Origin of the sequence: Streptomyces huiliensis (genome assembly GCF_020037025.1) — a bacterium.
Taxonomy (GTDB): domain Bacteria; phylum Actinomycetota; class Actinomycetes; order Streptomycetales; family Streptomycetaceae; genus Streptomyces; species Streptomyces huiliensis.
In genome coordinates, this window is sequence record NZ_JAIQLH010000010.1 from 90833 (window position 1) to 104768 (window position 13936).

At 71.3% G+C, this 13936-nt stretch carries 10 protein-coding genes; 4 read left to right on the forward strand and 6 right to left on the reverse strand.

Annotated features, from left to right (window positions below; all coding sequences use genetic code 11):
- Positions 1–154: 154 nt before the first annotated feature.
- Positions 155–4219, reverse strand: a complete 4065-nt coding sequence (locus tag JNW98_RS03190; RefSeq protein ID WP_308015458.1) for a LamG-like jellyroll fold domain-containing protein — start codon at positions 4217–4219, stop codon at positions 155–157.
- A gap of 551 nt (positions 4220–4770) precedes the next feature.
- On the opposite strand from JNW98_RS03190, the gene JNW98_RS03195 reads away from it, so the two are divergent.
- Entirely contained in the window at positions 4771–5268 is a 498-nt protein-coding gene (locus JNW98_RS03195; RefSeq protein ID WP_223766506.1) for an NUDIX domain-containing protein, read from the forward strand.
- Between the two features lie 50 nt (positions 5269–5318).
- Here JNW98_RS03195 and JNW98_RS03200 read toward each other — a convergent pair whose 3' ends face one another.
- The gene (locus tag JNW98_RS03200) at positions 5319–5906 is read right to left on the reverse strand and encodes a CGNR zinc finger domain-containing protein (RefSeq protein ID WP_223766507.1); all 588 of its coding nucleotides are present in this window, start codon (positions 5904–5906) and stop codon (positions 5319–5321) included.
- Between the two features lie 84 nt (positions 5907–5990).
- On the opposite strand from JNW98_RS03200, the gene JNW98_RS03205 reads away from it, so the two are divergent.
- Positions 5991–6884, forward strand: a complete 894-nt coding sequence (locus JNW98_RS03205) for an alpha/beta fold hydrolase (protein WP_223766508.1) — start codon at positions 5991–5993, stop codon at positions 6882–6884.
- Between the two features lie 272 nt (positions 6885–7156).
- Here JNW98_RS03205 and JNW98_RS03210 read toward each other — a convergent pair whose 3' ends face one another.
- The 4 genes from JNW98_RS03210 to JNW98_RS03225 all read right to left on the reverse strand — a co-directional run bounded on the left by JNW98_RS03210 (position 7157) and on the right by JNW98_RS03225 (position 11816).
- Positions 7157–8233 carry a terpene synthase family protein gene (locus JNW98_RS03210; protein ID WP_223766509.1) on the reverse strand — a complete coding sequence of 359 codons (1077 nt, stop codon included), beginning with the start codon at positions 8231–8233 and terminating at the stop codon, positions 7157–7159.
- 33 nt (positions 8234–8266) lie between these two features.
- Positions 8267–9316: a polyprenyl synthetase family protein gene (locus JNW98_RS03215; protein WP_223766510.1), complete on the reverse strand. Its 1050-nt coding sequence runs from the start codon at positions 9314–9316 to the stop codon at positions 8267–8269.
- Positions 9317–9674: 358 nt separating this feature from the next.
- Positions 9675–10013: an NIPSNAP family protein gene (locus tag JNW98_RS03220; protein ID WP_223766511.1), complete on the reverse strand. Its 339-nt coding sequence runs from the start codon at positions 10011–10013 to the stop codon at positions 9675–9677.
- A gap of 39 nt (positions 10014–10052) precedes the next feature.
- The gene (locus JNW98_RS03225) at positions 10053–11816 is read right to left on the reverse strand and encodes a sensor histidine kinase (protein WP_223766512.1); all 1764 of its coding nucleotides are present in this window, start codon (positions 11814–11816) and stop codon (positions 10053–10055) included.
- Between the two features lie 249 nt (positions 11817–12065).
- Here JNW98_RS03225 and JNW98_RS03230 point away from each other — a divergent pair, with 249 nt between their 5' ends.
- A complete protein-coding gene (locus tag JNW98_RS03230; RefSeq protein ID WP_223766513.1) occupies positions 12066–12722 on the forward strand; it encodes a vitamin K epoxide reductase family protein in 657 nt (218 codons plus the stop codon).
- A 180-nt stretch (positions 12723–12902) separates the two neighbouring features.
- Positions 12903–13936, forward strand: a 1034-nt coding sequence (locus tag JNW98_RS03235; RefSeq protein WP_263420357.1) for a cytochrome c oxidase subunit I, incomplete at its 3' end; no start/stop codon positions are given.

The following is a 13936-nucleotide window of genomic DNA, read 5'->3' on the forward strand; positions in this document are numbered from 1 at the left end:
CTCCGGACTTGCCTTTCATCTCTCGTCATCCCTCGCTGAGGCAGCACGAACGCGCAGTTCGGGCTGCGAGTGCTTCGGCGTTGGTTCCGGGGACGGCCCGGTGTGAACCGAGTGGGGAGCCCGGCCGTCGCGGAACTCCCCACTCACGTGCGGGTCAGTCGTTGGGTACCTGAGTGGGTGCGTCCCGCATGCCGGTCGCGAGCTGTTTGATCTGGGCGTCGCTCAATGCACCCTGGAACGCCCACACATCGTCGACCTGCCCCGACCAGTACTCCGCGGCGGACCCCTTCACCATCGCCCGTCCGATGTGCAGGGACTTGGAGGCGCCAAAGGAAATGGCATTCCCCGCCCGAGAGGAGCGGTCGGCGCACCCGGCGGCCTTCGCGGCGTCCGGATCCGCGGGGCACGAGAACTCCTCCAACGCACCGTTGACGTAGAGACGGAGCTCGTCCGAGAAACCGTCGTACACCACGGCCAGGTGGTTCCATTCCCCGGCATCCTGGAAGGCCCTGTTGTCCACCGTCGAGAGCGTGACGTCCTTTTCCGCGTCTTTCCCGTGGAGGACCACCTGCCAGCGCCCGTGCCCGTCACCGGCGCCGCCGTCACCCGGGACGTAGCGGACCGAGAAGGCGTTCTGCGACTTGCCCTCCGCGCTCATCACGGTCATGCCACGACCGGGTTTGTCCGCCACGCGCTGTGCCCAGGTGGTCATGGTGAAGCTGCCGCCGGTGTCGACCGGGACGCCTCCGGTGAAGGCCGCCGCGTTTACACCGTTGAGTTTCAGACCGCCCTTGTCCACATGCCCCTCGCCGATGGCGGCGCCACCGGTGAACGTCATGTCGTGCCGTGCCGCCCGCTTGTCCGGGAGGGCATCCGGCGAGATGGCCGGATTGCCCGCCGCGGTCTCGAACTTCCAACGGCCCCTGACCAGAGGGCGCTGCTTCACGAGCTGGCGTACTTCGTGGATCGAGACGGGTCGGTCGTAGATCCGGACTTCGTCGATCTCACCGGGGAAGAAGTTCTCCTGCTTGCCCGAATAAGCGCCGGCACCGATCTGCAGTTGCCTGTCGGCGTACCAGGGGGCAGCGAGTGGGCCCGTCCCGGCCTCCACCCCGTTGACATACAGAGTGAGAGTACCCGCGACGATGTCCCGGACACCGGCGAGATGCGTCCACTCTCCGCCTTGCGGAGGGGTTCCCGCACTCTGGACGACCTTGTTCGACGGGGCATCGGCGGTGTCCTGCGTGTGCTGGTTCAGAACCCACCTGTCATAGGAGGGCGAGTAGTACAGCTCGACACCGCTCGCATGGACTCCAGCCTGGGTGACGACCACAGCCGTGTGTGTCGGTTTCTCCTTCGGCAGACGGACCCAGGCAGAGAGGGCGAAGGCACCCATGGTGTTGAAATGCGGTGCGTCCACAGTGGCGTAGTCGCGCACGCCGTCAAGGGAGAGTGCCTTGCCGTCCACACCGTCGGAGCCCGGCTGGGGGCTGCCGTGGAAGACCGCCGGCATGACGTCCGCGCGTCCCGTCACTTCCTTGGCGCCGGGGGCCTCGTCCAGCGGGAAGATCGCACGAGCCGGACGCCCCGGACCGCGGATGTGCTCCTTGGCGTAGAGCCGGGAGACTTCGTTCGCGGAAGCCGGCTTGTTGAAGATCTCCAGCTCGTCGATCTGTCCGGGGAAGAACGCGTTCGGCTTGCCGTTGGCCGACGACGCGCCGATCAGCAGACCACGGCGGGCGTCCCAGGGCGTCTTGTACGAAACGGCGGCCTCTTGTCGGCCGTTGACGAACAGCCGCAGCTCATCCTCACCACTGTCGTAGACACCGACGAGGTGCGTCCATTCCTCCGGCTTCACACCGCCGGGCTTCTGCTGCATGACCCGGACGGGCAGTGCACCGTCCGTGTCCGAGGCGAACTGACTGAAGGCCCACCGGTCGTAGTCCTTGGAGTAGTACATCGAGAATCCGGGCGAGTGGTTGCCTGGCTGAGTGGCGATGGCCGCGGGTTCCGACGGCATTTTCGACAGCTTGGCCCAGGCGGATACCGTGAAGCCACCGGATGTGTCCACGATAGGAACGTCTGTTTCCGCGTAGGCGTCCGTGCCGTTGAGCGACAGCGACTTGCCCATGGCGCCATCGGCCCCCGTGACAGATCCCCCGTGCAGCTCTGCCGGTCGCGCCGGAGTGCTGCCCTCGGCCTGCTTGGCGTCCGGCCCCTCGTCCATCGCCCACGTGGCCCGCTCCGGCTGGCCGGCACGCACCTTGTACCGGTAGGTGTACGGCTCGCTCATGTTGCCGACGGCGTCGAGCGCCTGAACGGTGACGAAGTTCAAGCCCGCGTCGCCGGGAAGGGCCTTGATGACCCTCGCGGCTCCCTCGGAGGTGCCGAGCGTGTTCTTCGGAGTGGCGTCCCCGTTGATGCCGTAGATGTACTTGGTGATGTCCTTGCCGGCAGGACCGACGGTGAAGGACCCGTAGCGGCCCACGCCGTCGTACCAGGGGTCGTCGTCATCGCCGGACGAGCCCGGCTTCGACTCGGGGTAGTCGGCGGACGCCATCTTGGGCGCGGGCAGGACCTTGGGGTCGCGGACGAAATAGCAGCCGCTGGGTGACCCGGCGTACGACCAGGGGGAGTAGCCGCGCCGGTCGTAGGAGCGCACGTACCAGTTCACCGGGGTGTTGACGGTGATGTTGGACGGCAGGGTGACCGCGAAGTCGGATCCGGACTTCTTGAACGAGGTCAGTCCCGGCTTCCAGCGGGCGATGCTGCCCTTGCCGTCACCCGCGTCCCACTCCGCCTGGAACTCGACGGCGACGTCGTCGCCGTCCGGATCTGTGACGTGGTTGGCGTAGATCTTGCCGAGGCTCCGTACGCGGACCGCCTTCTCCGGGATCCTGCATTTGCCACCGTATTCCATGGACAACTGCGACATGGTGATCTGGGGCGGCGTCTGGTTGTACTGGACGCGGAGGTATGCCCGGTCGGCGAACCGCTTCCAGGCGTACGTGTCGTTCTCGTCCGACGCCCGCAGGCCGAACGTCACCGACGACCACGACTTGCCCGCGGCCTCCTTGACCGTGTCGAGCACCTTGAACTCCGCGTCCGCACTGGCGCATCCCTCGAAGCCGTACGCGAAGTCGTACTCACCCAGCTTCTTGATCCAGAAGTCGGAAGAATCCTGGGAGTTCCACGTGGTCGACGAGTCGATGCCCTTGGTCCGCCACAGTTGGACTCCCTTCTTCTCGCACGAGGCCGCCCAGGTCTCGGGAACGACGAACTCGGCCGAGAGGATGGTCTTGCCCGCGAACCTGGATGTCGGAATCTCGTAGAAGAGCCGTTTGGTGTCACCCGGTTTGCAGTGGTTCCAGTCGCAGTAGCCCATGCCGGCGTCCTTGTTGCCGTTGAACTTCCACTGCGGCTCATTGGCCCAGTACTTGGAGGCCATGGTCCACGCCGACGAACGAGGTGAATACCACTGGGGATCGATGTACACCGGGTACACGGTGTCGGGTCCGGTCAACACTTTCTTGTCCGGCGTCAGCACCAGCTCCCGCCCGCCGTCGGGTACGTCCACCCCCACTCTGGCCAGTTGTCCCGACTCCCCGGGGCCGGGTACCTGCTGCCGGCCTCCGACCGCGGGCGCTGCCTTTCGGGTGTCAGGTCTGCGAAATGGCGCTCCGGGTCGGTTCGACGCGAGAGAACCGGGGCTGGAGTCCCACATCATCGGAGTGGGCGCCTCGAAGACCGTGCCCCCTGCGCCCTGGTCGACCGCACTGAGACCTCCCTGCGCCGTCTCCTGAACCGCAACGCCTTCCCCTGCGATCCTCAGGCGAAGGTGGGCGAGCTCCGGATTGGCGGCAGCCTTCGCCGACTTCACCACCAGCAATTGAGCGAACCCGTCCACCTGGGCGGTGAGCCGGAGATCGACGTCCGGCAGGACATCGGGGTACGTGGCTGTATCCCCCTCCAACCGCGGTGTTGGAAGCTTGTCGGGCCACTCGAGAGCCAACTTACGGCCTGCTTTGTCAAGCCTGGCCAAAGAAGTGTCGCCACCTCCGGAGAACGAGACTCCGAGGGTGGCGACATGCGGCGAGATCGACCCCTCGGGTCTTCTCTCCAACGCGACGTCCGTGGGGCGCCATTCACCGTTCACACGGGCCCTGACCGGCCTCAGGTACTCTCGCGTTTCCAGTGTGCCGTCCGGTTTGGCGACCACGTCCCAGCTCTCACCTCGCTGGGAAGCCACCTCCACGTTCCTGCCGGAACGCTTTGCCTCCGCGAGCGCGTCGGCTTCCGTCGAAGCGACCTTGGGGTCACCCGAATTCCCGTCCTGTGGCGCGAAGTTCCTCGCCGGAGCCGCGCCTGCCGCGGACGCGGCCACGACACCGGACAAACCCCCGGCAACCAAGGCCAGGCCGAGTCCGCAGGCGACCGCTGCACCTGAGGCACGTGCCCGTGCATGCCACAACATTCCCCCAAGCCCTCCCCAAAGCTTGTACACGTAAAGCGACGCGAAGTGACGATAGGGGCACAGGAAGCGTTGGTCTACACCTGAGACGCTGCGACATTTCAGTCCGCATCATGCAACTCACGGCATTCTCTGACGTGTCGAGCCTCACATGCTCCTGCGGCCGGATGTTCGCTTCTCGTGTTCACGACCGGCGGCCCGGACATTCACTCGAGGGGCTGAAGGAGCGCCGCCGGTGTGGGTGGGGGCAGTACGCTGGCGAGCCACCGATCAGCCAACGGCGTGGTAGGGATGAGGACTTGACCGGACACCCGCAGTTTCCCCGAGCCGAGTGGCTGGCTCGGCGGGCCCGGATTCTGGGCTGCGCCGCGGCGCTCGTGCACGACAGTGAGCAGCGGATTCTTATGCTGCGCACGTCCTGGAGTGGCGCGTGGCAGTTGCCCGGGGGTGGGCATGACGACGGCGAGGATCTGTGGCAGACCGCCGTGCGGGAGACGTTCGAGGAGACGGGGCTGGCGATGCCGGAGGTGCCCGAGTTGCTGGCCGTGGACTGGGGAGTGCACCCGGAAGGCATTCCCGAGGTGTTCGCGCTGTTCAAGGGGCCGCTCGTCGACGCGGGGAGCGTCGAGGTGCGGCTGTCCGACGAGCACGACGCCTGGCGCATGCTCACCGCGGAGGAGTGGGCGCCGTTGGTCGCGCCGAGGCAGGCCCGGGTCCTGGCCGTCGCGACGGAGGTGCTGCTCGGCGGACGGTGCCCGTACCTCCGTGAGGCCGGGCATCTGGCCGACGTCCGGTAGCACCGACGTCCGGTGGCGCCGACGCCCCGTAGCGCGGGCCCGGCCGGTCGTCAGGACTCTGTCGCATCGGGCCGGTGGTGGCGCCGGTAGTAGCGGGCGACGCGGTTGCGGTTGCCGCAGCGGGACGGGGAGCACCAACGGCGGCGGGGGTGGGCCGGTAGGAAGAGGAGGACGCAGTCGGCGTCCTCGCACTGCTTCAGCCTGCCGGCCCCGGGGGCGGCGAGCAGCTCGGCCGTGGCCTCGGCCAGGAGAGCGGCGAGGCGGACACCGAGGGGGCCGGTGCGGCGGGGGACGGCCGTGACCTCGGTGCCGTTCCAGTGGAGTTCGCGTACGGAGGGTGCCGCGCGCTGGGCCTCGGTGAGGGCGCGAAGGGCGGGTTTCGGGGGCGGGGTGCCCTCCAGGAGCGCCCGGAGGGCCGCCTCGGCGTGGGCGCGGACGGCGTGGACGGGGGCGAGGTCGGCCCCGGTCGGTGCGGCACCCCGGACTTCCCCGCCCAGGCGGTCCGCCTGCAGGGCCAGCCAGTCGGCCAGTTGCCGCGGGGTGGCGAGCAGGTCCGCGCGGCCCTCGGCGTCCGCCGGGCGGGTGTTGACGAGGTCCAGCGGCAGGGCCTCACCGGTCAGCAGGGCTTGGTCGGGCATAGCGGTAATGGTACGTCAGGCGCTTGACGCATTAGTGCGTCCCTGATCAGACTAATGTGTCTTTACGCCTAGGAGGCATGTGTCATGACGTCGGCAACCGCACCCCGCATCGCCGTTCCGGCCCGTACCGTCCATCGGTTCGTCGAGGTCGACGGGGTGGAGGTCTTCTACCGGGAGTCCCTGCCCGACCACCCCGACGCCCCGGTGGTGCTGCTCCTGCACGGCTTCCCCTCCGCGTCGCACCAGTTCCGGCGCCTCATGGACGCCCTCGGCCGGACCCACCGGCTCATCGCCCCCGACTACCCGGGCTTCGGGCACACGCGGACCCCGGACGGGTACGGCTACTCCTTCGAGCGGCTCGCCGACACTCTCGAAGGCTTCGTCGAAGCCCTCGGGCTCACCCGGTTCGCGATGTACCTCTTCGACTTCGGCGCGCCCGTCGACTTCCGCCTGGCGCTCCGCCGGCCCGAGCGGATCGCCGGGCTCATCGTGCAGAACGGCAACGCGTACGCCGAGGGACTCTCGGACGCGGCCCGCGAGTTCACCGCCCTCACCCCGGACACCCCCGGCGCCGACGAGGCCGTCCTCGGTCTGTTCACCCTGGAGGCCACGCGCGCCCAGTACGAGGGCGGCACCGAGCGGCCCGAACTGGTCGCCCCCGAAGGCTGGGTGCTCGACCAGCACTTCCTCGACCTGCCGGGCCGCAAGGAGGCGCAGCGGGCCCTCGCCTACGACTACAAGAGCAACATCGCCGCCTATCCGCGCTGGCAGGCGTGGCTGCGCGAGCACCGGCCGCCGGCCCTGATCGTCTGGGGCGGCCGCGACCCGTTCTTCCCGGCCCCCGGCGCCCGCGCCTACCTGCGCGACCTGCCCGACGCCGAGCTCCACCTCTTCGACACCGGCCACTTCGCGCTGGAGGAGTGCGTGCCCGAGATCGCCCCGCTGATCGACGGCTTCCTCGCGCGCGTGTGGGGGTGATTCCGGGGCGCCGGTGGTCCGTCGGCCCCGGCCCGGAGCCCCCCCCGGTCCCGGCGGCCGCGGGACGAGCGGCGACCGCGGGGCCGTCGGGCGTCCCCCCGCGGGAGAATCCTCCGTCCCCACCGTCGAGCGGGCGTGGGAAGCGGCACTCGTACCGCTTGACGCGGCGGGTGGTGCGGGCCGGTCCGCCTGGCCGCCCGGTACTCCGGGCAGGCCGTGCCGTCCGCGCGGTACCGCTCGTACGCGGCCATGCGGCGCGGGGCGCGGCGCCGTCACCTTCCCGGGTCGAGGTGGTCCCACCACCAGGCGACCGCGGGGTACGGCAGCGGGCCGGTGGGCAGGTCCGTGGGGGCCTCGTCGGTGATGCGGGCGTCGCGGGTGGTGCCGGGGAGGACGTAGCGGGGGTTGGTGATGCCGAGGACGATGGCGCCGCTGATGACGCGTTCCATCGCGCCGAAGTACCGTCGCAGCTGAGGGCTGGCCTGCGGGAGGATCTGCCCGCGGAGCCGGAGATAGAGATCCAGCACACGGTTGCGGAGGGTGATCGCCTCACGCATGGCGTCGTGGAGGGAGAGACCGGGGTCGTCGTGCCGGAGGGCGTGGAAGATGTTGCACTTCTCCATGCCGGGGCGGAGCTCCCGGTGGTAGGACCACCGGTCGTCGTCGAGCGCCGGGACGAACATGGCGGCCTCGACGGCGGCCTTCACGGCCGGTGCCGCGGCTTCGCGCGCGGGGACCTCGATGCCTTCCACGGCGTCGAGGAACGCGGGCGTCGCGTCGATGCCGACGGATCCGCGGCGCATGGCCAGGTAGTCGTTCACCGACAGCCGGTCGCCCCGCTCCCGCTGGCCCGTCTCCCACAGCATCGACCACACCCACAGCATCTGCCCGGTGACGAACCGGTCGAACTGCACCGGTGTCATAAGGCGGCGCAGGCGCCTGAACGCGTCGCTGACCGCGTTGTCGAGCGGCGTGCCGTGGGGGAAGGCGCCGGGCGTGCGCATGAGGTACGTCCAGCGGGCGAGCCGGGTGACGACGTCGCAGGTCCGTGCCGTACCCGGGGCGGGGACGGCGAGGTCGTCGGCGCGGAACGCCCAGGAGTTGTAGTCGGCCAGCGCCTGGGCGAGTTCGCCGGTGGCATGCGGCAAGAGGTGGACCAGGACGCCCGCGCCGGCGTGGGCGAGCACGGTCGCGGCCGCGTCGTCGCCCCCGCCCAGGTCGTACGCGCGGGCGAACGCCAGCGTGCCGGCCAGGAGGCGGTCGGCCTCCGGGCTGGTCTCGCTGGGGAAGGGGCAGAAGAAGGTCCAGAATCCGTCGGGCAGTCGGGGGTCGTGCGTCGTGGACGTCACGCCTGCCTCTCCTTCCGGGGTCGGGGGACCGGTCTACCGGTCGCGCCGGGTGATCATGTGGGCCAGCGCCGTGAGCTCCGCGGCCGGTCGTGGCGCGGGACCGGCCGCCGCCAGGTGATGCAGGGCGCGGTCGAGGGACCGCCGGATCTCGTCGAGGGTGCGGGCCCGGCCGCCGGCCTCCCCCACCAGGCGGGCCGCCCGGTCCAGTTCCGCCGGGGACAGGGGATCGCGCCGGTCGTAGATCCGGGCCAGCTCCCGCGCGGGCGGTCCGCCGTCGGCCAGGGCCGCCGCGATCGGCAGCGTCCGCCGCCGGGCGGCCAGATCGGACCGGGCCGGCTTGCCGGTGCGCCGTGGGTCGCCCCAGATGCCCAGCAGGTCGTCCACCAGCTGGAACGCCACGCCGGCGTGCGAGCCGAACGCCCTCAGCCGCTCCACGCGCGCCGGGCTCGCGTCCGCGGCGAGGGCACCGAGCCCGCAGGCGACGGCGAACAGGGCTCCGGTCTTGGCCGCCGCCGTCGCCACGCACTCGGCCGCCGACGCCGGGGAACGCCCGCCCGCGCCCGAGTCGGCGTACTCGCCGTCGATCAGCTCCTGTACCCCGGTGGTCAGCTGCGTCACCCCCGCCCCACTCAGTGGCGCCGCCGCCTCCACCAGCACCTGGACGGCCAGGAAGAACAGCGCGTCCCCGGTGAGGACGGCCGCCGGGAGGCCGCAGCGCGCCCACAGCGCCGGGCGGCCGCGGCGGATCCGGTCGCCGTCGATGACGTCGTCGTGCAGCAGCGAGGCGTTGTGGACCAGTTCCACGGACACCGCGGCCGGGACGGCCGCGGCCCGCTCCCCGCCGAGGGCCTCGCAGGACAGCAGCACCAACGCCGCCCGCACCGCCTTGCCCATGGGCAGGGGCCCGGCCGCCGGTGGCGCGCCTTCCTCGTCCCACCAGCCGAAGTGCAGCCCGGCCAGGTGCCGGACGTCCGCGGGCAGCCGGTCGACGGCCCGGCGCAGCGCCGTACCGGTCCGGGCGGCGGCCTCGCGCAAGAGCCGCCCCACCGGGGTCGCCGGGCCGGGAGGCGGCCCCTCGGCCACCTCAGCCGTCCCTGGGAGTCCGGCGTTCCCGTCTCCCCTGCCACGGCAGGCGGTGCCCGGCGGGTCCGCCGGCACGGCTCACCGCGCTCTCCCCGGCTCCGCGCCGGGGCGTGTGGGGGCGCCGTGGTCACCCGTCGGGCCTCGGACGACTGCGCAGCAGGCGGTCATGGTCCTCCACCGTTCCTCGACGGAAGCGTGCGGGCGGCGATGCGACGCCCCTCCATCAGAGTCGAACCCCCGAGCGACTGCCAAGTGCCCTGTCGGTCATGTTCCCGGCGCGACGGAGCGCTGTCTTCCGGATTCCGGCCGGACGCGGCGGGAGAGAGCGCCGGTGGTCCGCCGGCCCCGGCGCGAACCGCTACGCGGACGCCACCGCCGCGGCACCCTCGGTCCCGCCGTCCAGCGGGCGGAGGAAGCGGCGTTCGTAGCGCTTGATGCAGCGGGTGGTGCGGGCCAGTTCGAAGGCTTCCTGGCATTCGGGGTCGGTCGTGCTGTCCGTGCGGTACCGCTCGTACGCGGCGAGGCTGGGGAAGGAGAAGAGGGCGTAGGCGATGTCGCTGTCGCCCTCGCTGGGCAGGAAGTAGCCGTGGTGCGTGCCGCCGAAGCGGTTGACCAGCCGGACCCAGCGGCGGCCGTACTCCTCGAAGTCCGCGAGTTTGTCGGCGTCGATCTCGTATTTCAGGTGAATGGTGATCATGGCTGCATGATGCTGGTGGGTCGACTGGGAGGGAAGTGGTTATCGGCCGCCGGCCCGGGCCCCGCCCGCCGCGCCGTGGGCCACCGGGCAGCCGCCGCCTCCCCCGCCGTTCGCCAGCGGGATGCGCCACTCCAGGAGGGTCCCGCCGCCCGTCGGGGCGGCCAGGGTGAGGGTGCCGCCGTGGCGCTCGGCGCGTTCGGCGAGGTTGCGGAGGCCGCTGCGGCGGGTGTCGGTGGCGGGCATGCCGACGCCGTCGTCGGCGACCGTCAGGACGAGGGCCCCGCCCTCGTTGACGACGGCGACGTCGACCGCGCCGGCCTCCGCGTGCCGGGCGACGTTGGCCAGGGCCTCGGCGAGGACGGCGACGGCGTCGTCGGCGGCCTCGCGGGGCACCTGGGTGTCGAGCAGGCCCTCCATGCGCAGGCTGGGGGCGAAGCCGAGCGCGGTGCCGGCCTCGGCGACGGCCCGGACGACGCGGGTGCGCAGGCCGTGCTGGGGGGCGGTCTCGCGGGAGCGGAGGCCGAAGATGGTGGACCGGATGATCTTTATGGTCTCGTCCAGGTCGCCGACGGCGCGGCGGACGCGTTCGGCGGCCTCGGGGTGGTCGATGAACCGGTCGGCGCTCTGCAGGGTCATGCCGGTGGCGAACAGCCGCTGGATGGCGAGGTCGTGGAGGTCGCGGGCGATCCGGTCGCGGTCCTCCAGGAGGGCCAACTGGGCGGTGTCGGCGCGGCGTTCGGCGAGTTCCATGGCCAGGCCGGTCTGACCGGCGAAGGCCAGCAGCGGTTCGGCCTCCCACTCGGGGAAGTCCCCGGCGCCCGCGGCCCGGACGAGCAGCAGGACGCCGTGGACGGCGTCGTCGCCGGAGGTGACGGGCACGGCCAGGGCGGAACCCGGGCCGGCCGGGCCCGCCGGTACCTCGTCGGCGCGGCCACGGACGGGGCGGGCGCCGGTGAACGCGGCGCCGCTCAGGGTGCCTTCGAGGGGCAGGACCAGGTGCCGGAGCGTGTCGGCCCCCACCCCGGTGGCCGCCTCGACGGTCAGCGCGCCGTCCCCGGCCTCCGGCAGGGAGAACGCGGCGAGGGCGGAACCGGTGATCTCGCGGGCGAGTTCGGTGATGCGGGCGGTGACCTCGTCGCGCGGCCGGTCGGTCATCAGGGCCGTCGTCACCTCCGCGCCGGCCCGCAGCCACCGTTCGCGCCGGGTGGACTCCTCGTACAGACGGGCGTTCTCGATGGCGATGCCGGCGGCGACGGCGAGGGTGGCCAGCACCTCCTCGTCCTCGTCCTCGAAGCTCGCGCCCCCGCGCTTCTCCGTCAGGTACAGGTTGCCGAAGACGTGGTCGCGGACGCGGATGGGCACTCCGAGGAAGGTGCTCATCGGCGGGTGGCCGGACGGGAAGCCGTACGAGGCGGGGTGGTCGCAGATCTCCGGCAGCCGCAGCGGTTCCGGACGGCGGATCAGCTCGCCCAGGATGCCGTGGCCGCAGGGGTACGGGCCGATGGCCGCGATCTCCTCGTCGGTGAGCCCGACGGTGAGGAACTGGGACAGCCGCCGGCCGTCCGGGCCGATGACGCCGAGGGCGCCGTACCGCGCGTCGACGAGCACGACGGCCGCCTCGATGATGCCGCGCAGCACCTGCTCCAGGTCCAGGCCGCGGCCGACCGACAGCACGGCCTCCAGCAGCTTGTGCACGCGGTCGCGGGTGCCGCGGGCGGCGTCGAGCCGGGCCTGGACCTCGTCCAGCAGTTCGTCCAGTCTGAGCTGCGGCAGCCGTACGGCCGCCGCCCCGGTGTTCTCCACGCCTCTCCTCGCCTCTCCCGGGCCCCGCGCCCCGCCTGATCAAGCCCCCGCACACCGTATCGCCGTGCCCCGCGGTGGGGCCGACCGGCCCCTGTACCGCACATGGGTGGGGCGGTTGAATGAGGCGACGGTCCCGCCGCCGAGTGGCGCGGCGGCGGGACCGCTCCGCCCTGCCCGGCGGCCCGTCGTCCCGCCGGGAGGGCGGGTCCCCGGCGCGGGGCCTCGCGCCCAGGGAGCAGGAGGACTGCCATGACCGACACCGCGCTCGACCGGTCCGCCGACGGGAGCGTCCGGGGCCCCGGCCCCGCGGCGGCGGGTCCACCGGCCGCTCGGCAGACCGCCGGGGCGGGCCGGGCCCTGGCCTGGCTGCTGGTCGTGGCCGGCGCGCTGGGCCTGCTGGCTTCCTTCCAGATCACCGTCGACAAGATCCGGCTGACGGAGAATCCGGGCTTCCGGCCCGCGTGCAGCCTCAACGCCGTGGTCTCGTGCACCAACGTGATGCTGAGCGACCAGGCGTCGGTGTTCGGCTTCCCCAACCCCCTGATCGGCCTGGTCGCCTACGCGGTCGTCGTCGCGCTCGGCGTCGTCCTGCTGACCGGCGCCCGCCTGCCGCGCTGGTGCTGGCTGGGGCTGAACCTGGGGACGCTGGCCGGGGCGGTGTTCTGCATGTGGCTGATGTCCCAGGCGCTCTACGCGATCGGGGCGCTGTGCCTGTGGTGCTGTCTGGCGTGGGCCGTGACGATCGCCCTGTTCTGGTACACGACCGTGCACAACCTCCGGCACCGGTTCCTGCCCGCGCCGCGTCCGCTGGTGCTGGGGGCGCTGGAGTTCCACTGGGTGGTTCCCGCCGCCTGGTACGGGGTGATCGCGCTGCTCGTGGTGGGGCGGTTCTGGGCGCCCTGGTGAGCGGGGGGCGAAGGGGCCGTTCGGCCCTCCCTCCGGGCCCCGCCCGGCCCCAGCCCCGGCCCCCGGCCGCCGCCGATCATGAACGAGGCCGGACGGGCCCGTGACCCTCACGGCGCACCCCTTCCGGTCCGCGAAGAATTCGGCAGATGCGGAGCAGGTGTGCCAGTGGACGGCGTCGGGATGCGGAGCGGCGAGAAACCCCTGGGAGCGGAACCCCTGACGGAGCACCCTCCGGCGGAGGCGACCGCGGGGTACCGGCCGAGGAGTTCGCCCGTCGAGTGGCTGACGACCACCGACCACAAGCGGATCGGGACCCTCTACCTGGTCTCCGCCTTCGTCTTCTTCATCATCGGCGGGGTGCTGGCGCTGCTGATGCGCGCCGAACTGGCCCGCCCCGGCTCGCAGATCATGTCGAACGAGCAGTTCAACCAGGCGTTCACGATGCACGGCTCGATCATGCTGCTGCTCTTCGCGATGCCGCTGTTCACCGGCTTCGCGAACTGGATCATGCCGTTGCAGATCGGCGCTCCGGACGTGGCGTTCCCCCGGCTGAACATGCTGTCGTTCTGGCTGTTCCTCTTCGGCTCGCTGATCGCCGCCGCCGGCTTCCTCACCCCGCAGGGCGCCGCCGACTTCGGCTGGTTCGCCTACACGCCGCTGTCCGACTCGCAGCACTCCCCCGGCGTCGGCGCGGACCTGTGGATCATGGGCGTGGCGCTGTCCGGCTTCGGCAGCATCCTGGGTGCCGTCAACTTCATCACCACCATCATCTGCATGCGCGCGCCCGGCATGACGATGTTCCGGATGCCGATCTTCACCTGGAACGTCCTGCTGACCGCCCTGCTCATCCTGCTGGTGTTCCCGGTGCTGGCGGCCGCGCTGTTCGCGCTGGAGATGGACCGCAAGTTCGGCTCGCACATCTTCGACGCGGCCAACGGCGGGGCCCTGCTGTGGCAGCACCTCTTCTGGTTCTTCGGCCACCCCGAGGTGTACGTGCTGGCGCTGCCGTTCTTCGGCATCGTCTCCGAGGTCATCCCGGTCTTCTCCCGCAAGCCGATGTTCGGCTACTGGGGTCTGATCGCGGCGACGATCTCGATCGCCGGCCTCTCGGTGACGGTGTGGGCGCACCACATGTACGTGACCGGTGGTGTCCTCCTCCCGTTCTTCTCCTTCATGACCTTCCTGATCGCGGTCCCGACGGGGGTGAAGTTCTT